This window comes from Enterobacter sp. BIDMC93 (assembly GCF_001037805.1).
Classification (GTDB): domain Bacteria; phylum Pseudomonadota; class Gammaproteobacteria; order Enterobacterales; family Enterobacteriaceae; genus Enterobacter; species Enterobacter hormaechei_C.
The window spans coordinates 1,269,409-1,289,818 of sequence record NZ_KQ089962.1 but is presented as its reverse complement, the minus strand read 5'-3'; the positions used below and the strand labels follow the sequence as shown (position 1 = coordinate 1,289,818).

The window sequence follows — 20,410 nt, the reverse complement described above, 5'->3', positions numbered from 1 at the left end:
TTCATTATTTACGGAGAAAATTTATGTTTACTGTATTCAGGCGACTGCTGGTCTGCCTGCTTTGGCTATGGCTGCCCCTCAGCCAGGCTGCCGACAGCGGCTGGCTGCGCGCCGCCGATAATCAGCACGCCAGCGTCAGGCTGCGTGCGCAACCCGAAAGCACTGGCGAAACCCGCCTGCTGCTGGACGTCGCCCTGCAAAAAGGCTGGAAAACCTACTGGCGCTCGCCGGGCGAAGGCGGCGTCGCACCCGCGATTAAATGGCATCAGCCCGTCGAGGCGATCTGGCGCTGGCCTGTGCCGCAGCGTTTCGACGTCGCGGGCATCACCACGCAGGGCTACCACGGCGATGTCAGCTTTCCCATCACTCTGCGGGGCGACGTCCCGAAGATCCTGAGCGGCGTACTGACGCTCTCCACCTGTAGCAACGTCTGTATTCTTACCGACTACCCGTTTTCGCTGAACATGACCGCATCCGCAGGCGCCGGTTTTGATTACGATTTCAGTCGGGCCATGGGCACCCTTCCGCTCAGCGGCGGGTTGACCTCAACGCTTAACGCCACCTATGCCCCCGGCAAGCTGACCGTAACGGCGCAGCGTGACGCAGGCTGGCAGGCGCCGTCCCTGTTTATCGACGGTATGGATGATGTTGATTTCGGCAAACCGGCCCTCACCGTGCGCGGTGACTCGCTGGTCGCCACCGTGCCCGTGACGGACAGCTGGGGCGAGGCCGCGCCCAACCTCAGCGGCAAAACCCTGTCGCTGGTTCTGGCCGATAGCGGGCAGGCGCAGGAGTCCAGCCTGAGCATTCAGCCGGGGAACGCCGCGCCGACGCTCTCGTTAGGCTGGGTGCTGCTGATGGCGCTGGCGGGCGGTCTGATCCTTAACGTCATGCCCTGCGTACTGCCCGTGCTGGCCATGAAGCTAGGCACGCTGATGCAAACCGAACGGCAGGCGCGGGGTCAGGTACGCCGACAGTTTCTTGCGTCGGTAGCCGGGATCGTGATCTCGTTCCTCGCGCTGGCGCTGATGATGACGGTTTTACGCTTAGGCAATCAGGCGCTCGGCTGGGGGATCCAGTTCCAGAATCCGTGGTTTATTGGCGCGATGGCGCTGGTGATGGTGCTTTTCAGCGCCAGCCTGCTGGGGTTGTTTGAAATCCGTCTCCCTTCCGGCGCCAGCACCTTCATCGCCACGCGCGGCGGCAACGGGCTTGCGGGTCATTTCTGGCAAGGCGCGTTTGCCACGCTGCTGGCGACACCCTGCACCGCGCCGTTCCTGGGTACGGCGGTCTCGGTCGCGCTGGCGGCGCCGCTTCCCCTGCTGTGGGGGATCTTCCTGGCTATGGGTATCGGCATGAGCCTGCCGTGGCTGCTGGTGGCGGCCTGGCCGGGGCTGGCCCAGCGGTTGCCGCGTCCGGGACGCTGGATGAACGTCGTACGCGTAGTGCTGGGGATGATGATGCTCGGCTCATCGCTGTGGCTGCTGAGCCTGTTGACGGTGCACATTGGCAGCCTGCCCGTCATCACGCTGGGCGTGTTCCTGATCCTTACGCTGCTGCTGGTCACCGCCTGGCGCTACCGCTGGCAAACGGCACTGCGCGCCGGGGTATTAGCTGTAGTGGTGGCCGGGGCGGTCGCGTTTGTATCCGGTTCCGGCGGCGAGGGTTCCCGCCGCGATCGTATTCACTGGCAGCCGCTCAGCGAGCAGGCCATTGCCCGCGCGCTGGCGGAGAACAAACGGGTGTTCGTCGACGTGACCGCCGACTGGTGCGTGACCTGTAAAGCCAATAAATACAACGTGCTGCTGCGCGACGACGTGCAGGATGCGCTCTCCGCCCCGGACGTTGTCGCCCTGCGCGGCGACTGGAGCCGCCCCTCAGATACCATCAGCCAGTTCTTAACCACGCGCGGCAGCGCCGCCGTACCGTTTAACCAGATCTACGGACCGGGATTACCGCAGGGCCACGTGCTGCCTGCGTTGTTAAGCCGCGAAGCGGTGCTGAGCACCCTGTCCGATGCAAAAGGAAAATAACATGAGAGCCTTCGTTGCCTTACTTCTGCTGTCGTTATCAACGTTCGGTTTCGCCGCACCTTCTGATGACGCTTCCAGCGACCAGCTGGCAAAACTGCTGTTTAACGACCCCAACAGCCCGCGAACCGGCGCGACATCGCCGAAGCTGACCATCGTCTCCTTCACTGACTACAACTGCCCGTATTGCAAGCAGTTCGACCCAATGCTTGAGAAAATCGTGCAGGAAAATCCCGACGTGCAGCTCATCGTCAAACTGCTGCCGTTCAAGGGACAAAGCTCGGTAAATGCCGCGAAAGCGGCACTCTCAACGTGGCAGCAGGCGCCGGATAAATTCTGGGCGCTCCACCAGCGGCTGATGATGAAAAAGGGCTATCACGATGACGCCAGCATCGCCGCCGCGAAGGTAAAGACCGGAACGGACAGCATTAAAACGGATGATAAAACCATGGACAGCCTAAAGATGAACCTCATCCTGGCGCAGGTGCTGAATATTCAGGGTACCCCGGCGACCATTATCGGCGACCAGATGGTGGCGGGCGCAATTCCGTATGACGACCTGGAGGGGCTGGTCAAAGAACAGCTGGCAAACGCCCGTGGCAAGTAAGCTTCCGCGCCTGCTGCGCGAGCTGGGCGTGTGGCTGCTGATTGGCGTAGCCGTGAGCCTGGCGGTGGACTATTTCCGCCAGCCCGCGCTGCCGCAGAATTTCTCCGCGACGGCACTGCACACCCTCGACGGCCAGCCCGTCGATCTTATCGCCATGAGTAAGGAGCGACCGCTGCTGGTCTACGTCTGGGCGACATGGTGCGGCGTCTGCCGCTACACCACGCCGTCGGTGGCGGCGCTTGCCGCGGACGGGGGTAACGTGATGTCGGTTGCGCTGCGCTCGGGCGATAACGCGACGCTCGAAACCTGGATGAGGAAGAAGAAGGCGACGATGCCCACGGTCAACGACGTCAGCGGAGAACTGGCGCGTGAGTGGGACGTTAAGGTTACGCCAACGCTGGTGGTGATCTCTCACGGTGAAGTGAAGTCGATCACCACCGGCTGGACCAGCGGCTGGGGAATGCGCCTGCGGCTGTGGCTGGCGTCGTAGCGTTACTTCCCGCCAGCCAGCTCCAGGAAGCTACCGGTGACATAGGAGGCTTTGTCGCTCAGCAGCCAGACAATGGCCTGGGCGACCTCCTCCGGCTGACCGCCACGCTGCATCGGTAACATCGACTTCACCCGATCCACACGCCCCGGCTCGCCGCCGGAGGCGTGAATATCGGTATAAATCAGGCCTGGCCGCACGCCGTTAACGCGAATGCCCTGCGCCGCCACCTCCAGCGCGAGGCCGGTAGTCAGGGAATCCACCGCCCCTTTTGAGGCGGCATAATCCACATATTCCCCCGGCGCGCCCAGCCGTGACGCCGCCGAGGAGACATTCACAATCGCGCCGCCCTTGCCGCCGTGTTTATGCGACATGCGCTTAACCGCTTCACGGCAGCAGAGAAAATAGCCGGTGACGTTGGTAGCCAGCACGCGGTTAATACGTTCAGCGGAGAGATTTTCGATGGTGGATTGTTCAAACAAAATCCCGGCGTTGTTCACCAGCGCGGCGAGCGGCTCACCTTCGCGATCGATGCTGTCGAACATCGCCATCACCTGCGCTTCATCGCTGATGTCCGCGCGTACGGCAAAGGCTTTACCGCCCGCGTCCACGATCTGATTAATGACGTCCGTCGCGGCTTTGATGTTGTGATGAAAATTCACCGCAACGGTGTAGCCTTCGCGTGCCAGCTGTAGCGCGGTGGCTTTACCAATACCCCGGCTGGCGCCGGTGACCAGTGCAATTGCCATTCTTTTCTCCCAATAAAAAAGCCGGGTAGCGGCTTCGCCTTACCCGGCCTACGTTACTACAGGAACAACGTTACTGGTATTCGCTCATCGGCACGCAGGAGCAGAACAGGTTACGGTCGCCGTAAACATCATCAAGACGTTTCACGGTTGGCCAGTATTTGTTTGCCACACCTGCCGGGAAGACAGCCAGCTCGCGGGTATAACCGTGGTTCCACTCTGCCACCAGTTCGTTCTGGGTATGCGGCGCGTTCACCAGCGGGTTATCTTCCAGCGTCCACTCCCCGCCTTTCACGCGGTCGATTTCGCTGCGGATCGCCAGCATTGCGTCGATAAAGCGATCCAGCTCCACCTTGCTTTCAGATTCGGTCGGCTCAACCATCAGCGTACCCGCTACCGGGAACGACATGGTTGGCGCGTGGAAGCCGTAGTCGATCAGACGCTTGGCGATATCCAGCTCGCTGATGCCCGTCTCTTCTTTCAGAGGACGAATATCGAGGATGCATTCGTGCGCCACGCGACCGTCGCGGCCGGTATAGAGCACCGGATAGGCGTCCTTCAGACGCGTTGCGATGTAGTTGGCGTTGAGGATCGCCACCTGGCTTGCCTGCTTCAGCCCTTCCGCGCCCATCATGCGGATGTACATCCAGCTGATTGGCAGGATAGAGGCGCTGCCGAACGGTGCCGCGGAGACCGCGCCCTGACGGGTCAGCATGCCTTCAATCTGCACCACGCTGTGGCCCGGCACAAACGGTGCCAGGTGCGCCTTCACGCCGATAGGACCCATGCCCGGGCCGCCACCGCCGTGCGGAATGCAGAACGTTTTATGCAGGTTCAGGTGCGACACATCCGCGCCAATAAAGCCCGGAGAGGTGATGCCCACCTGGGCGTTCATGTTTGCGCCGTCGAGGTAAACCTGGCCACCGAACTGATGCACCACATCACACACTTCACGGATAGTTTCTTCGTACACGCCGTGGGTGGACGGGTAGGTCACCATGATGCAGGAGAGTTTGTCGCCCGCCTGCTCGGCTTTGGCGCGCAGGTCGGCCAGATCGATGTTGCCGTTTTTGTCGCACGCCACAACCACCACTTCCATTCCTGCCATCTGGGCAGAAGCCGGGTTGGTACCGTGGGCAGAGCTTGGGATCAGGCAGATATCACGGTGGCCTTCATTGCGGCTTTCGTGATAGTGACGGATCGCCAGCAGACCAGCGTATTCACCCTGCGCACCGGAGTTCGGCTGCATGCAGAGCGCGTCGTACCCGGTCAGCTTCACCAGCCAGTCGGAGAGCTGGTTGATCATCATGTGATAACCTTCCGCCTGCTCAGCCGGGCAGAACGGGTGTAGCTCAGAGAATTCAGGCCAGGTAATTGGGATCATCTCAGCCGCGGCGTTCAGCTTCATGGTGCAGGAGCCCAGCGGGATCATCGCCTGGTTCAGCGCCAGATCTTTACGTTCCAGAGAGTGCATGTAACGCATCATCTCGGTTTCGCTGTGATAGCGGTTGAACACCGGGTGAGTCAGGATCGCGTCGTCGCGCAGCATGCTTTCCTGAATGGAGCGGCTGTCGAGCGCAACCTCTTTGTCGAGCGTATCAACGTTCAGACCGTGTGCGTCACCCAGCAATACGTTGAACAGGGTCAGGATATCGTCACGGGTGGTGCTTTCGTCCAGCGTAATGCCGACCGCATTGTGAATGTCGCTGCGCAGGTTGATTTGCGCTGCCTCGGCGCGCGCCAGCACGGCCGCTTTGTCTGCCACCTCGACGCACAGGGTATCGAAATAGTGTTCATGACGCAGCCTGAGACCTTTCTGTTGCAGACCGCAGGCCAGGATATCGGCCAGACGGTGGATGCGGCTGGCAATACGTTTCAGGCCAGCCGGACCGTGGAACACCGCGTACAGGCTGGCAATGTTAGCCAGCAGCACCTGCGAGGTACAGATGTTGGAGTTCGCTTTCTCGCGGCGGATATGCTGCTCGCGGGTCTGCATCGCCATGCGCAGCGCGGTGTTACCGGCGGCATCTTTCGATACGCCGATAATACGGCCTGGCATGGAACGTTTAAATTCATCTTTCGCGCCAAAGAACGCCGCGTGCGGGCCGCCGTAGCCCATCGGCACGCCGAAACGCTGGGCTGAGCCGAAGACAATATCCGCGCCCTGTTTGCCTGGCGCCGTCAGCAGCACCAGCGCCATAAAATCAGCGGCGACGCTAACAATAACCTTACGGGATTTCAGCTCGGCGATCAGTGCGCCGTAGTCGTGCACTTCCCCGGTGGTGCCCACCTGCTGCAACAGCACGCCGAAGACGTCCTGGTGATCCAGAACTTTTTCCGCGTCGTCGACAATCACCTCAAAGCCAAAGGTTTCCGCACGGGTGCGCACCACGTCCAGCGTCTGGGGATGCACGTCCGCCGCGACGAAGAAGCGGTTGGCGTTTTTCAGCTTGCTCACGCGCTTCGCCATCGCCATCGCTTCGGCGGCGGCAGTGGCTTCATCCAACAGCGAGGCAGAGGCGATATCCATACCGGTCAGATCCAGCGTCACCTGCTGGAAGTTCAGCAGCGCTTCCAGACGGCCCTGGGAGACTTCTGGCTGATATGGGGTGTAAGCGGTGTACCAGCCCGGGTTTTCCAGCATATTACGCAGGATCACCGGCGGTAACTGCACGTTGGTGTAGCCCATGCCGATATAAGACTTATAGCGCTTGTTAAGGCCGGCGATGGCCTTCAGCTCCGCCAGCGCGGCGAATTCCGTCGTGGACTCGCCTACCTGCGGCGGCGTGGCAAGCTGGATGTCTTTTGGCACGATCTGGCCGATCAGTGCGTTTAATGAATCCGCGCCAACTGTCTTCAGCATCTCCTGCTGTTGCTGAGCATCCGGCCCAATGTGACGTTCAATGAAAGCGCCACGGTTTTCAAGCTGGCTTAAAGTCTGTGTCATGAGCGATGGTTCCTGAAACGTGCAGTGAATTTAAGTTCCCTCTCCCTTTGGGAGAGGGTTAGGGTGAGGGGAAGATTGGCACCCTCACCCCTGCCCTCTCCCAAAGGGAGAGGGGGATTACTGATTACTCGTCTTCTAACAGTGCTTCGTACGCGGTCGCATCCAGCAGCGCGGCAACCTGCGCTTCGTCGCTGGCTTTGATCTTGAAGATCCAGCCGCCTTCATACGGTTCGCTGTTGACCAGCTCCGGGGAGTCGCTCAGCGCGTCGTTCACGGCAACAATTTCACCGCTTACCGGGGCGTAGATGTCAGAGGCCGCTTTAACGGATTCCGCCACCGCGCAGTCGTCGCCTGCGCTCACGGTTGCGCCCACTTCCGGCAGGTCAACAAACACCATGTCGCCCAGCAGCTCCTGCGCGTGCTCGGTGATCCCAACGGTGTAAGTGCCGTCCGCCTCTTTGCGCAGCCACTCGTGTTCTTTGCTGTATTTCAGTTCTGCTGGCACATTGCTCATTGAAGTTCTCCTGATAAAAATAGTTAGGCGACCGGCTTACCGGCGCGAACAAAAATCGGTTTGGTCACGTTGACCGGCATTTCGCGGTTGCGGATCTGCACCACCGCCGTTTCGCCAATCCCCGCCGGCACGCGTGCCAGGGCAATACTGTAGCCGAGCGTCGGGGAGAACGTTCCGCTGGTGATCACGCCTTCGCGATGATTGCCATCGGCATCGGTGAAGCGTACAGGCAGCTCGCCGCGCAGAACGCCTTTTTCTTTCATCACCAGGCCTACCAGCTGTTCAGTGCCCTTCTCGCGCTGCATCTCCAGCGCTTCACGGCCAATAAAATCACGGTCAGCCGGTTCCCACGCAATGGTCCAGCCCATGTTGGCCGCCAGCGGAGAGACGCCTTCGTCCATCTCCTGACCGTAGAGGTTCATCCCCGCTTCCAGACGCAGCGTATCGCGCGCGCCCAGGCCCGCAGGCTTCACGCCCGCCTCCACCAGCGCACGCCAGAAATCAGCGGCCTTCTCGTTTGGCATGGCAATTTCGTAGCCCGCTTCACCGGTGTAGCCGGTGGTGGCGATAAACAGATCGCCCGCCTGCACGCCGAAGAACGGCTTCATGCCTTCGGTGGCTTTGCGCTGCTCGTCGCTGAACAGAGAGGCGGCTTTCGCCTGCGCGTTCGGCCCCTGCACGGCGATCAGTGACAGATCGTCACGGACGGTGATGTCGATGGCGTAAGGTTCAGCGTGTTGGGAAATCCAGGAGAGGTCTTTTTCGCGGGTGGCGGAGTTTACAACGAGGCGGAAGAAATCTTCAGTGAAGTAATAGACGATAAGGTCATCAATCACGCCGCCCGAGGCATTCAGCATGCCGGTATAGAGCGCTTTGCCCGGCGTCTTCAGTTTGGCGACGTCATTTGCCAGCAGATAACGCAAAAACTCCCGGGTGCGGCTACCGCGCAGGTCGACAATCGTCATATGAGACACGTCGAACATACCGGCATCGGTGCGCACCGCGTGGTGCTCATCAATCTGCGAGCCGTAGTGCAGCGGCATCATCCAGCCGTGGAAGTCCACCATGCGGGCGCCGCACAACACGTGCTGTTCGTACAAAGGAGTCTGTTGAGCCATCTTTTCCTCGTTGAAAAATTCACCGTGAAACCCGGTGTCGGCCTCGCGATCGGGGGCCGACGCAAACGTTCTCTTTTACCTGAACTTACCACCGAAACCGGCGCTTAACCATAAGGTAAAACGGGTCATCACATTAGCTTATGACCAAAAATCGCTGAAAAGCCTACAGAGTTATTCACTGGGAAAATGCGATTAAACCCGCATAAAATTAACAATGATCTAACAGAATTTAGCAGATGGTGATATTTCGTGCGGAAAAACGGGCCGAATTTCCGTAACATAAAAATAGTAAGATTAGATTTTCTAATGCGAAAAATGACGTGAAATTAGATTATTTCAAACGAGGAAATTTCCCCGGCGCGGAGGCCGGGAAAATAAAGTGTGACGGGGATCGAGATTAACGTAACCAGTCGGGAAGATCGTTGAGGCCCATTGCCTGACGAAGAAGCTGCGGTTTTACGCCGGGAAGAGTGTCGGCCAGCTTGAGGCCAATATCGCGCAGCAGTTTTTTCGCCGGATTCGCTCCGGCAAACAGCTCGCGGAAACCCTGCATCCCCGCCAGCATCATCGCCGCACTGTGTTTGCGGCTGCGCTCGTAGCGACGCAGATACAGATGCTGGCCAATATCTTTGCCTTCCCGATGCAGGCGACGCAGCTCTTCAACCAGCTCAGCCGCGTCCATAAAGCCGAGGTTCACCCCCTGCCCGGCCAGCGGATGAATGGTATGCGCCGCATCCCCCACCAGCGCCAGACGGTGCGCGGCAAACTGACGCGCGTAGCGACCGGTTAACGGAAACGTCTGGCGTTCGCTTTCAAGCATGCACAGGCCCAGACGGTTATCAAACGCCACGCATAGCGCCTGACTGAAGGCATCCGGCGTCGCCTCCTGCATCTGCTGCGCTTTCTCCGGCTCTAAGGACCAGACGATGGAGCAGAGATGCGGATCGGCAAGCGGCAGGAAGGCCAGAATGCCGTCATTATGGAAAATCTGGCGCGCCACGCCGCCGTGCGGCTCTTCGGTGCGGATTGTGGCCACCAACGCGTGATGGCGGTAATCCCAGAAGGTCAGCGGAATATCCGCTTTGTTACGCAGCCAGGAATTGGCGCCGTCGGCACCCACCACCAGACGCGCGGTCAGCATGTCGCCACTTTCAAGAGTGATAAACGCGTCGTTTTCGCCCCACGCCACCTGCTGGAGTTTCGCCGGTGCGATCAGCGTGACGTCGCTGCACTGCTGTGCTTTCTGCCACAGCGCGTGGTGGATCACCGCGTTTTCAACGATGTGTCCAAGGTGGCTGTAACCCATGCTTTCATCGTCAAACGCGATATGGCCGAAGCTGTCTTTATCCCACACTTCCATGCCATGGTAACAGCTGGCACGCAGCGCCACGATTTCAGACCAGACGCCAAGGTGCGTCAGTAGCTTTTCGCTGGCGGCATTGATCGCCGAGACGCGCAGCTCCGGCGGTGCATCCTGCGCCACAGGCTGCGGCGCTTTTTGCTCAAGCACGGCCACGCGCAGGCCGCTGCCCTGTAAACCACAGGCCAGCGCCAGTCCTACCATTCCGCCGCCCACAATGGCGACATCAACATTTTGCACGGTCAATACTCCTTAACGCGCGACCCAACCCAGGGTCCGCTGCGCCAGCACGTCACGTGCCGGAATGAACAGTTCCATCGCCATCAGCCCAAGGTTGCGACCCGCAACCAGCGGTGCCCAGCGATTGGCAAACAGGTGGACTAAACCGTCGGTGACGCCAATGGTCGCCGCTTTGTCCGCCTGGCGTCGTTTCTGGTAATGGCTCAGCACTGAGTATGCGCCACAATCCTGTTGTTCGCTCCATGTCCGGGCCAGGAGCTCTGCCAGACTCATTACGTCACGGAGGCCAAGGTTGAAGCCTTGCCCGGCGATGGGGTGCAGCGTCTGCGCGGCGTTGCCGACCAGGGCGACGCGATGGGAGACAGTCTGCGATGCGGTCGTCAGCGCGAGCGGATAGGCCACGCGTTTTCCGGCGTGGGTGATGCGCCCAAGCCGCCAGCCGAAGGCCTTTTGCAGCTCGGAACAAAAACGTTCGTCGGACCAGGAGAGAACCTCATCGGCCCGATCCTGCGCATGGCACCATACCAGCGAGCAGCGCCCGTTCGACATCGGCAGCATGGCCAGCGGGCCGTGCTCCGTGAAGCGCTCAAATGCCCTGCCGTTATGCGCGCCAGCCGTGGAGACGTTAGCGATGACCGCCGCCTGCCCATAGGGTTCAGAGCGCCATTCGACGCCGCACTGCGTGGCGATCGCGGAGCGTGAACCATCTGCCGCCACCAGCAGTTGCCCCTCCAGCGTGGTGCCGTTGTCCAGCGTCACGCTGACGGCCTCGTCACAGCGGCTGAAGCTGGCGACGCGCGCCGGACAGTGCAGCGTGACGCCAGGCGCGTCCTGTAACAGACGGAACAGCCGCAGCCCTACGTCATGTAGCTCGACAACCTGCCCCAGCGCCTCGATCCGATAATCGTGGGCATCCAGCGTCACAAACCCGGCATGCCCGCGATCGCTGACGTGAACGGTGCCGATCGCCGTTGCACAATCCGCTATCGCCTGCCAGATCCCAATACGCGCAAGCTGCTGACAGGTTCCCTGCGCCAGCGCGATAGCGCGGGCGTCGAAACCGGGATGATCGGCCGCCTGCGGCGCGACCGCCTCGACGAGATGCACCGGAAGCTGGCCCTGGGTTAACTGCGAAATAGCCAGCGCCAGAGTAGCGCCGGTCATGCCTCCGCCAACAATGATTACGCTCATCCGCGTGCCGCCGCCATCAGCGCCTCGATGTCGTCGGCTTTTTTCACCACGGTCGCGGTCAGGTTTTCGTTACCGGTTTCCGTGATGACGATGTCATCTTCAATACGAATGCCGATCCCGCGGTACTGTTCCGGCACGTCGGCATCCGGCGCGATGTACAGCCCCGGCTCAACGGTCAGCACCATGCCAGGCTCCAGCACGCGCGAACGTTCCGGACCGTATGCCCCGACGTCATGCACATCCAGCCCCAGCCAGTGGCTCAGGCCGTGCATAAAGTACGGACGATGGGCGTTTTCGGTTATAAGGGTGTCCACATCGCCTTTCAGAATGCCGAGCTTCACCAGCCCGGTAATCATGATGCGCACCACCTCGCCCGTAACCTCCTGGATGGAGGTGCCAGGACGGAACAGCGTCAGCGCGGTCTCCAGAGACTCAAGCACGATGTCATAGATTTCACGCTGCGCGGAGGTGAATTTACCGTTCACCGGGAAGGTACGGGTGATGTCGCCCGCGTAACCCTGATATTCACAGCCGGCGTCAATCAGCACCAGATCGCCGTCGCGCAGTTCACTTTCGTTTTCGGTGTAGTGCAGAATGCAGCCATTTTCCCCGCCGCCTACGATGGTGTTATAGGACGGGAAGCGCGCACCGTGACGGTTAAATTCATGGTGAATTTCGCCTTCAAGCTGGTACTCGAACATACCGGGATGGCACTTTTCCATGGCGCGGGTATGCGCCAGGGCGCTGATTTCGCCCGCGCGGCGCATCACGTTCAGCTCTTCTTCAGACTTGAACAGGCGCATCTCATGCACCATCGGTCGCCAGTCCGTCAGGGTGGCGGGTGCAGACAAATTCTGACGTGAGCCTTTACGCAGCTTATCCAGCGCGGTGAAAACAATGTCATCCGCATACGCGTATTCGCCCTGGGCGTGATAGAGCACGTCCAGACCGTTCAGCAGTTGGTAGAGCTGCTGGTTGATTTCGCTGTAGGCCAGCGCGCGGTCCACGCCCAGTTTTTCCGGCGCCGCCTCCTGTCCTAAGCGGCGGCCAAACCAGATTTCCGCGGTCAGATCGCGCACGCGGTTAAAAATCACGCTGTGGTTGTGGGTGTCATTGCTTTTAATCAGCACCAGTACCGCTTCCGGCTCGTTAAACCCGGTGAAGTACCAGAAATCACTGCTCTGGCGATAGGGGTATTCGCTGTCGGCGCTGCGCGTCACTTCCGGCGCGGCGAAAATCAGGGCAGCGCTTCCCGGCTGCATTTTTGCCAGCAGCGCCTGACGACGGCGAGAATACTCTTGACTGGAGATAACCATGACACCCTCCTGTGCGTTATTTTTCTTAGTGTAATGTTGGCTTGCGAACTTCCGGCGCGGTCGGCTGCGAGCGCGTAAAGTTGTCGTGGCACAGCAGAGACGCCACGCGTACGTACTCGATAATCTCTTCGAGAGACATCTCCAGCTCTTCCTGGTCTTCGTCTTCATCGTAGCCGAGCTGGGCGATGTTGCGCAGATCGTCGATCGCTTCACCCGCTTCGCCGGTCACTTTATCCAGTTTAGGCTGGGTTACGCCCAGGCCAAGAAGATAGTGGTTTACCCAACCCGCGAGCGCATCAGCGCGATCGAAGACGCTGACATCGTCGCCTTCAGGCAGATAAAGCTGAAAAAGAAAGCCATCGTCTTCCAGGGAATCGCTGGTTGCGGCGTGCATTTTACGCAGCGCTTCCGCCAGTTCGTGGCCAAACGCCAGCCCTTCGTTGGTGAGGTCGTGGATCAGCGGCTGCCATGAGCTGTCGCTGTTTCCGCCGCACAGTATGCCGCTGATCAGACCGTGCATTTCGGCAGGGGTCAGACCGACTCCCTGCTGGTTCAGTAACTGGTTTAAATCCTTGTAACCAGGCATTTCGTTCTGTATAGACATACGCATTCGTCATCAAAGGGAGGATATTCATGATATGCTACCACTTTGGACCCTGGTGATACCAGAAAAGGGCTTGTATCTTCACATCAGGGTAGCTATAGTGTCGCCCCTTCGCAGCCCCCGGGGCAGTATGCGAAGGCAGCGCAGTCAATCAGCAGGAAGGTGGCATGTCTGCACAACCCGTCGATCTCCAGATTTTTGGCCGTTCACTGCGAGTGAATTGTCCGCCTGAACAAAGGGATGCCTTGAATCAGGCTGCGGACGATTTGAATCAGCGGTTGCAAGATCTAAAAGAACGCACTAGAGTCACAAATACTGAGCAGCTGGTTTTCATCGCCGCGTTGAACATCAGCTATGAACTGACTCAGGAAAAAGCGAAGACCCGCGATTACGCGGCAAGCATGGAGCAGCGCATTAAAATGCTCCAGCAGACCATAGAACAGGCATTGCTTGATCAAGGTCGCAGTCCCGAAAGACCGGGACCAAAGTTTGAATAACACTTCTCAGTTGACTATGGTAGAGTAACTGTGAAGACAAAATTTCTCTGAGATGTTCGCAAGCGGGCCAGTCCCCTGAGCCGATATTTCATACCACAAGAATGTGGCGCTCCATGGTTGGTGAGCATGCTCGGTTCGTCCGAGAAGCCTTAAAACTATGACGACACATTCACCTTGAACCAAGGGTTCAAGGGTTACAGCCTGCGGCGGCATCTCGGAGATTCCCTCTCTTTTCTTCTACCGACTACCATGACTCAACTCCCTGAAGTTTCTGCTTCACGCCAGGACATCCGTCAGCTTATTCGCCAGCGTCGTCGCGCCCTAAGCGCCGAGCAACAGGCACAGTTTGCCCAGCAGGCCGCCGCCCGCATGATGGCCTATCCGCCTGTGGTGATGGCAAACACCGTCGCGCTGTTTCTCTCGTTTGATGGTGAGCTGGATACCCAACCGCTTATCGACCAGCTCTGGCGCGCCGGGAAAAAAGTTTACCTGCCGGTTCTGCATCCCTTTAGCCCGGGCAATCTGCTGTTTCTGCACTACCATCCGCACAGCGAGCTGGTGGTGAATCGTCTGAAAATCACCGAACCCAAACTCGACGTGCGCGACGTGCTCCCGCTTTCCGGGCTGGATGTGCTGATTACGCCGCTGGTGGCGTTTGACGAGCAGGGCCAGCGATTGGGCATGGGCGGGGGATTCTATGACAGGACGCTACAAAACTGGCAGCAGTACGGATTGCAGCCGGTGGGGTATGCGCATGATTGCCAGGGCGTGGAGGCATTACCCGTAGAGAAATGGGATGTGCCGTTGCCGGCGGTGGTGACGCCATCGAAGTTGTGGGAGTGGTGAACCAAGCGTGCGGCCAGATGCCCTCACCCCAGCCCTCTCCCACAGGGAGAGGGTGAAAACATAAAAAACGGTAACTATCGTTACCGTTTTGCATTTACCTCGCACCATCAGTACAACAGGCGCGCGCGAATCGTCCCCGGAATGGCCTTCATGCTCTGCAATGCTTTCTCGGCGATATCTTCATCCGCTTCAATATCAATCACCACATAACCCATCTGCGAGTTAGTTTGCAGATACTGCGCGGCAATGTTAACGCCCTGCTCGGCAAAAATCTGGTTGATGGCGGTCAGCACGCCAGGACGGTTTTCGTGGATGTGCAGCAGACGACGCCCACCGTGCAGCGGCAGAGACACCTCCGGGAAGTTCACCGCAGAGAGCGTTGAACCGTTGTCGGAATATTTGCTCAGTTTACCCGCCACTTCCAGGCCGATATTCTCCTGCGCTTCCTGAGTAGAACCGCCGATGTGCGGCGTCAGGATCACGTTGTCGAACTCGCACAGCGGAGAGGTGAACGGATCGCTGTTGGTGGCTGGTTCCGTCGGGAACACGTCAATCGCCGCACCCGCCAGATGCTTACGCTTCAGCGCGTCGCACAGCGCAGGAATGTCAACCACCGTACCACGCGCGGCGTTGATCAGCAGAGCGCCCGGCTTCATCAGCGCCAGCTCTTCCGCCCCCATCATGTTTTTGGTGGACGCATTTTCCGGCACGTGCAGGCTGACCACGTCGCTCATATTCAGCAGATCAGAGAGATGCTGCACCTGCGTCGCGTTACCCAGCGGCAGCTTGCTTTCGATATCGTAGAAAAACACGTGCATGCCGAGGGATTCCGCCAGAATACCGAGCTGCGTACCGATGTGGCCGTAACCGATAATCCCGAGCTTTTTACCACGCGCTTCGTAGGAGCCCGCGGCCAGCTTATTCCATACGCCACGGTGCGCTTTGGCGTTAGCTTCCGGAATGCCGCGAAGGAGCAGCAGCAGCTCGCCAATCACCAGCTCCGCCACGGAACGGGTGTTAGAGAACGGCGCGTTAAAGACCGGGATACCGCGTTTTGCGGCGGCATTCAGATCAACCTGGTTGGTGCCGATGCAGAAACAGCCAATCGCCACCAGCTTTTCCGCCGCAGCAATAACGTCTTCAGTCAGTTGGGTACGGGATCGCAGGCCAATGAAATGGGCATCACGGATGGACGCTTTCAGCTCTTCAGTGTCCAGCGCGCCTTTGTGAAATTCGATGTTGGTGTAGCCTGCTGCGCGAAGGCTATCGAGCGCTTTCTGGTGCACGCCTTCAACCAGCAGGAATTTAATCTTGTCTTTCTCCAGTGATACCTTTGCCATTTACCCGACCCTGTTTTTATCTGAACTGATGTTGTGCTGGATATAAATCCCGTGCAGCCAACATATCAAAAAAAACTATTGCAGCAATATGAACGTTTGCGTCGGCACTCTGAAGAAAAGTCATACAGAGCAAAATGGCAGAGGAAAATGCTGCGGATAATTACGAACGTGGCAGGATCGGCAAAAGAGGCGGAAAAACGTGACACAAGTCACCGAATTTAGCTTTTCAAAATTTTTTTAGCGGGGGGAGCGCTCCCCCCGTCAGATCATTTTACGATGGTTTTTACACCGTCAGCCGTGCCGATCAGCGCCACGTCCGCGCCACGGTTGGCAAATAACCCTACGGTAACGACGCCTGGAATGCCGTTGATCGCATTTTCCAGCGCAATGGCATCGAGGATCTCAAGGCCATGAACGTCGAGGATCACGTTGCCGTTGTCGGTCACCACACCCTGACGGTATTCCGGACGACCACCCAGCTTCACCAGTTGACGTGCCACGGCGCTGCGCGCCATCGGGATCACTTCGACCGGCAGCGGGAAATTCCCCAGAATGTCGACCTGCTTGGAGGCGTCCGCGATGCAGATGAACTTATCCGCCACGGAAGCGATGATTTTTTCGCGGGTCAGCGCCGCGCCACCGCCTTTGATCATCTGCATGTGGCCGTTGATTTCATCCGCGCCATCAACGTAAATGCCCAGACGGTCCACTTCGTTGAGGTCGAAAACGGTAATGCCGAGGCTTTTCAGCTTTTCCGTGGAAGCATCGGAGCTGGAAACCGCGCCCTCGATCTGCCCCTTCATCGTGCCCAGCGCATCGATAAAGTGCGCCGCCGTCGACCCCGTACCAACACCGACAATGGTACCCGGCTGTACGTACTGGAGAGCGGCCCATCCTACTGCTTTTTTCAGTTCATCCTGCGTCATGATCGTTTTGCCTGTGGTGTGAAAACTCAGGGCGCATTATAGAACACGTCGAATGGATTTCGTCTGCCACGAAGGGAAAATTGTGTCATAGTGCAGATTAAGCAAAATTAAGGAGTCAGCCAGAGCAATGAAACGTCCGGACTACAGAACACTACAGGCACTTGATGCAGTTATTCGTGAACGCGGTTTTGAGCGCGCGGCGCAAAAGCTGTGCATCACCCAGTCCGCCGTATCACAGCGTATCAAACAGCTTGAAAACATGTTCGGGCAGCCGCTGCTGGTGCGTACCGTACCGCCGCGTCCGACGGAGCAAGGACAAAAGCTCCTCGCCCTGCTGCGGCAGGTTGAACTGCTGGAAGATGAGTGGCTGGGCGATGAACAGACCGGCTCCACGCCGCTGCTGCTGTCGCTGGCGGTGAACGCCGACAGTCTGGCAACCTGGCTGCTGCCGGCCCTTGCGCCGGTGCTGGCCGACTCCCCTATCCGCCTGAATCTCCAGGTTGAAGACGAGACCCGCACCCAGGAGCGCCTGCGCCGTGGCGAAGTGGTTGGTGCGGTCAGTATTCAGCCTCAGGCGTTGCCAAGCTGTCTGGTGGATCAGCTGGGCGCGCTGGATTACCTGTTTGTCGGTTCAAAAGCCTTTGCCGAGCGCTACTTCCCGAACGGTGTGACCCGCGCCGCGCTGCTGAAAGCGCCTGCCGTCGCGTTCGACCATCTGGACGATATGCATCAGGCCTTCCTGCAACAAAACTTCGATCTGCCGCCGGGCAGCGTGCCGTGTCATATCGTTAACTCGTCCGAAGCCTTCGTACAGCTCGCGCGTCAGGGAACCACCTGCTGCATGATCCCGCATTTGCAGATTGAGAAAGAGTTGAAAAGCGGTGAGCTGATTGATTTAACCCCGGGGCTGTATCAGCGCCGGATGCTGTACTGGCACCGTTTTGCGCCGGAAAGCCGCATGATGCGCAACGTCACTGACGCACTGCTGGCGTTTGGGCATAAGGTTTTGAGGCAGGATTAAAAGAAAAGCCGGGTGGCCGCTACGCCTTACCCGGCCTACGGGTTACTGAGCGGGCTTTTCAGTCGGCTCCAGCTGGAACACCACATCAACCTGATCGTCGAACTGAATGGTTGGCTGCTCATAGGTTTCCTGAGCAGAAACCGGCGCGGCGTCCGCCTTCATCATCCGAACCATCGGGCTTGGCTGGTAGTTTGAAACGTGGTAGCGCACGCTGTAAACCGGACCGAGCTTGGTCTTGAAGCCGGATGCCAGCTGCTGCGCCTGATGAATGGCATCATCAATCGCCGCTTTACGCGCTTCGTCTTTATATTTCTCCGGTTGCGCAACGCCCAGCGAGACGGAACGAATTTCGTTCAGCCCAGCCTTCAGCGCACCATCCAGCAATCCGTTGAGCTTATCAAGCTGGCGTACAGTCACTTCCACAGTACGCACGGCGCGATAGCCTTTCAGGATGCTTTTGCCGTTCTGGTAGTCGTAATCCGGTTGGGTACGCAGGTTCGCAGAGCTGATGTCTTTTTTCGCGACACCGTTCTGTTCCAGGAAAGAGAGGTATTGCGCAACACGATCGTCTGCCTGTTTCTTGGCGGAAGCAGCATCTTTCGCCGCCACGTTCACTTCAATTGCCAGGGTTGCAACATCCGGTACCGCATCCACGCTTGCCGTGCCTGAAGTGACAATGTGCGGGCCGTTTGGCAGTTCATTCGCCTGCACCGACACCGCACCTAAACTTACTAATGCCGCCAGGGCCATCACCTTAAACTTCACTGTCATTCCTCCATGTTGCGAAGAGTGCCCCATCAACAGGGCTCATGCCAGCAAGCTTAGCGGGTCTTGTTCAGATGTCCATAAGACAACGCTTAGTTGAACAATCCCTGTACGTGATGAATGCCCTCTTTCGCCAGCTGGAAGGCAATAAACCACATCACCAGCCCAACCAGGGTATTGATAATGCGCTGCGCTTTAGCGGTGCGCAGACGGGGCGCCAGCCATGCCGCCAGGATCGCAAGACCAAAGAACCAGAGGAAGGAGGCGCTGACCGTACCGAGCGCAAACCAGCGCTTGGGCTCAACGTCCAGCTGTCCACCCAGGCTGCCGAGCACCACGAACGTATCAAGATAAACGTGCGGGTTAAGCCACGTCACGGCGAGCATGGTGACGATAATCTTCCAGCGCCCCTGCTTCATCACTTCGGCGCTCGCCAGCTCAAGATTGCTGCTCATGGCCGTTTTCAGGGCGCCAAACCCGTACCACAGCAGAAACGCTACGCCGCCCCAGGTAACCAGCGCCAGCAGCCACGGCGACTGCATCAGCAAGGCGCTGCCGCCAAAAATCCCGGCGCAAATCAGTAGCAAATCGCTCACCGCGCACAGCAGGGCAATCATCAGATGATACTGACGGCGAATGCCCTGGTTCATCACAAACGCATTTTGTGGACCAAGGGGAAGGATCATGGCCGCACCTAATGCAAGCCCTTGAAAATAATAAGATAACATGACGTAATTCTCGCAGAGTTGTCCTGGAGGCAGACTATACTGCGGGAACGGCATTAGAGGAAATTGATAATATTAATTGGGGATTAGCCGGGCTAATAAAAGAAAAGCCCGGTGTCGCTGACGCTTACCGGGCCTACGAGAGACGTTACTCTGCTTCTTTGATTTTTTTGACGTTTACGTCCATCTGCGGGTACGGGAAGCTGATGCCGTTGGCATCGAAATCACGCTTAATGCGCTCCAGCACGTCCCAGTAAACGTTTTGCAGATCGCCGCTTTTACTCCAGATGCGCACCACAAAATTAATGGATGACGCGCCCAACTCGTTCAGGCGAACGGTCATTTCGCGATCTTTAAGAATGCGGTCATCTGATTCGATGATATCGGTAATCAGCTTTTTCACCAACTCAGTATCTGAATCATAGCCAACCCCGATAATGAGTTCATTACGGCGAACCGGCTCACGAGAGAAGTTAGTAATGTTGCCATCAATCACTTTCTTGTTTGGCACAATGACGATTTTGCCGTCTGCCGAACGCAGCGTGGTAGAAAAAATCTGCACGTTCAGCACGGTGCCCGCAGTGCCACCGAGATCAACATACTCTCCGGCACGGAAAGGACGGAACGTCACTAACAGTACGCCAGCTGCAAGGTTAGCCAGCGAGCCCTGAAGAGCGAGACCTACGGCCAGACCAGCGGCACCAAGTACGGCAATGACCGAAGCGGTCTGTACACCGACCCGCCCCATTGCCGCAATGAGGGTAAACGCAATAATCCCGTAACGCACCAGCGCAGAAAGGAAATCAGCAACGGTTGCATCGATATGACGGGATAGCATTACGCGATTAACGCCCCGGGAAACCGTGCGGGCAACGATCATCCCCACAATAATAATGGCGATTGCCGCCGCAATATTCACAGCGTAACTAATCAGGAGCGCCTGGTTGCGCACCAGCCAGGAGCCAGCGTTATTGATGCTATCTACAACACCGAGATCTTCCATTTATCTTTCCTTATGCTCATAAAAACCACAAAATCTATCCCACACGGAGACAGGCAGGTCAGTAAAGGGTAAACAAAAAGCCATGATATTGCCAAACAGATCACAAAAACAGAGGCATCAGGCTATT

At 58.2% G+C, this 20,410-nt stretch carries 19 protein-coding genes and 1 other RNA gene; 7 read left to right on the top strand and 13 right to left on the bottom strand.

Annotated elements, in window-relative coordinates:
- The first annotated feature begins 23 nt into the window (after positions 1-23).
- From SK58_RS06090 to SK58_RS06080, 3 genes are read left to right on the top strand one after another with little or no spacing between them, the layout of a single operon-like run.
- Positions 24-2,033 carry a protein-disulfide reductase DsbD family protein gene (locus SK58_RS06090; RefSeq protein WP_048219527.1) on the top strand — a complete coding sequence of 670 codons (2,010 nt, stop codon included), beginning with the start codon at positions 24-26 and terminating at the stop codon, positions 2,031-2,033.
- Position 2,034: 1 nt separating this feature from the next.
- Positions 2,035-2,637 carry a DsbA family protein gene (locus tag SK58_RS06085; protein WP_045141943.1) on the top strand — a complete coding sequence of 201 codons (603 nt, stop codon included), beginning with the start codon at positions 2,035-2,037 and terminating at the stop codon, positions 2,635-2,637.
- Positions 2,627-3,127: a protein disulfide oxidoreductase gene (locus tag SK58_RS06080; RefSeq protein ID WP_048219523.1), complete on the top strand. Its 501-nt coding sequence runs from the start codon at positions 2,627-2,629 to the stop codon at positions 3,125-3,127. Before SK58_RS06085 ends, SK58_RS06080 begins: the two co-directional genes overlap by 11 nt.
- Before the next feature lie 2 nt (positions 3,128-3,129).
- Here SK58_RS06080 and SK58_RS06075 read toward each other — a convergent pair whose 3' ends face one another.
- The 8 genes from SK58_RS06075 to SK58_RS06040 all read right to left on the bottom strand — a co-directional run bounded on the left by SK58_RS06075 (position 3,130) and on the right by SK58_RS06040 (position 13,160).
- Positions 3,130-3,873 (bottom strand): SDR family oxidoreductase, encoded by a 744-nt coding sequence (locus SK58_RS06075; RefSeq protein ID WP_048219521.1) that lies wholly within the window; start codon positions 3,871-3,873, stop codon positions 3,130-3,132.
- 70 nt (positions 3,874-3,943) lie between these two features.
- Positions 3,944-6,817, bottom strand: a complete 2,874-nt coding sequence (gene gcvP / locus SK58_RS06070; RefSeq protein WP_032102940.1) for an aminomethyl-transferring glycine dehydrogenase — start codon at positions 6,815-6,817, stop codon at positions 3,944-3,946.
- Positions 6,818-6,941: 124 nt separating this feature from the next.
- A complete protein-coding gene (gcvH, locus tag SK58_RS06065; protein ID WP_006811885.1) occupies positions 6,942-7,331 on the bottom strand; it encodes a glycine cleavage system protein GcvH in 390 nt (129 codons plus the stop codon).
- Between the two features lie 23 nt (positions 7,332-7,354).
- Positions 7,355-8,449 carry a glycine cleavage system aminomethyltransferase GcvT gene (gene gcvT / locus SK58_RS06060; RefSeq protein ID WP_003860107.1) on the bottom strand — a complete coding sequence of 365 codons (1,095 nt, stop codon included), beginning with the start codon at positions 8,447-8,449 and terminating at the stop codon, positions 7,355-7,357.
- A 397-nt stretch (positions 8,450-8,846) separates the two neighbouring features.
- The gene (gene ubiI / locus SK58_RS06055) at positions 8,847-10,049 is read right to left on the bottom strand and encodes an FAD-dependent 2-octaprenylphenol hydroxylase (protein WP_023295388.1); all 1,203 of its coding nucleotides are present in this window, start codon (positions 10,047-10,049) and stop codon (positions 8,847-8,849) included.
- Positions 10,050-10,061: 12 nt separating this feature from the next.
- Positions 10,062-11,240, bottom strand: coding sequence for a 2-octaprenyl-6-methoxyphenyl hydroxylase (gene ubiH / locus SK58_RS06050; protein ID WP_045356763.1), 1,179 nt, complete (start codon positions 11,238-11,240; stop codon positions 10,062-10,064).
- The gene (gene pepP, locus SK58_RS06045; protein ID WP_094089638.1) at positions 11,237-12,550 is read right to left on the bottom strand and encodes a Xaa-Pro aminopeptidase; all 1,314 of its coding nucleotides are present in this window, start codon (positions 12,548-12,550) and stop codon (positions 11,237-11,239) included. Before pepP ends, ubiH begins: the two co-directional genes overlap by 4 nt.
- 31 nt (positions 12,551-12,581) lie before the next feature.
- Entirely contained in the window at positions 12,582-13,160 is a 579-nt protein-coding gene (locus tag SK58_RS06040; protein ID WP_003860099.1) for a YecA/YgfB family protein, read from the bottom strand.
- Between the two features lie 167 nt (positions 13,161-13,327).
- On the opposite strand from SK58_RS06040, the gene zapA reads away from it, so the two are divergent.
- The 3 genes from zapA (at position 13,328) to SK58_RS06030 (ending at position 14,503) form a co-directional block, all read left to right on the top strand.
- A complete protein-coding gene (gene zapA, locus SK58_RS06035) occupies positions 13,328-13,657 on the top strand; it encodes a cell division protein ZapA (RefSeq protein ID WP_003860096.1) in 330 nt (109 codons plus the stop codon).
- Between the two features lie 41 nt (positions 13,658-13,698).
- A non-coding RNA gene (gene ssrS, locus SK58_RS22165) (6S RNA) lies at positions 13,699-13,882 on the top strand.
- A 24-nt stretch (positions 13,883-13,906) separates the two neighbouring features.
- Positions 13,907-14,503, top strand: a complete 597-nt coding sequence (locus tag SK58_RS06030) for a 5-formyltetrahydrofolate cyclo-ligase (RefSeq protein ID WP_032102944.1) — start codon at positions 13,907-13,909, stop codon at positions 14,501-14,503.
- 107 nt (positions 14,504-14,610) lie between these two features.
- Here SK58_RS06030 and serA read toward each other — a convergent pair whose 3' ends face one another.
- Positions 14,611-15,843: a phosphoglycerate dehydrogenase gene (gene serA / locus SK58_RS06025; protein ID WP_015571805.1), complete on the bottom strand. Its 1,233-nt coding sequence runs from the start codon at positions 15,841-15,843 to the stop codon at positions 14,611-14,613.
- Positions 15,844-16,109: 266 nt separating this feature from the next.
- A complete protein-coding gene (gene rpiA, locus SK58_RS06020) occupies positions 16,110-16,769 on the bottom strand; it encodes a ribose-5-phosphate isomerase RpiA (protein WP_003860091.1) in 660 nt (219 codons plus the stop codon).
- Between the two features lie 127 nt (positions 16,770-16,896).
- On the opposite strand from rpiA, the gene argP reads away from it, so the two are divergent.
- Positions 16,897-17,790, top strand: a complete 894-nt coding sequence (gene argP, locus SK58_RS06015) for a DNA-binding transcriptional regulator ArgP (protein ID WP_003860089.1) — start codon at positions 16,897-16,899, stop codon at positions 17,788-17,790.
- A 42-nt stretch (positions 17,791-17,832) separates the two neighbouring features.
- Here the strand turns inward: argP and SK58_RS06010 are convergent, their stop codons facing one another.
- The 3 genes from SK58_RS06010 to mscS all read right to left on the bottom strand — a co-directional run bounded on the left by SK58_RS06010 (position 17,833) and on the right by mscS (position 20,283).
- Positions 17,833-18,555: an oxidative stress defense protein gene (locus SK58_RS06010; RefSeq protein WP_017382904.1), complete on the bottom strand. Its 723-nt coding sequence runs from the start codon at positions 18,553-18,555 to the stop codon at positions 17,833-17,835.
- Positions 18,556-18,647: 92 nt separating this feature from the next.
- Positions 18,648-19,283, bottom strand: a complete 636-nt coding sequence (argO, locus tag SK58_RS06005) for an arginine exporter ArgO (protein ID WP_003860085.1) — start codon at positions 19,281-19,283, stop codon at positions 18,648-18,650.
- Between the two features lie 145 nt (positions 19,284-19,428).
- Positions 19,429-20,283, bottom strand: coding sequence for a small-conductance mechanosensitive channel MscS (mscS, locus tag SK58_RS06000; protein ID WP_032102946.1), 855 nt, complete (start codon positions 20,281-20,283; stop codon positions 19,429-19,431).
- Positions 20,284-20,410 lie beyond the last annotated feature (127 nt).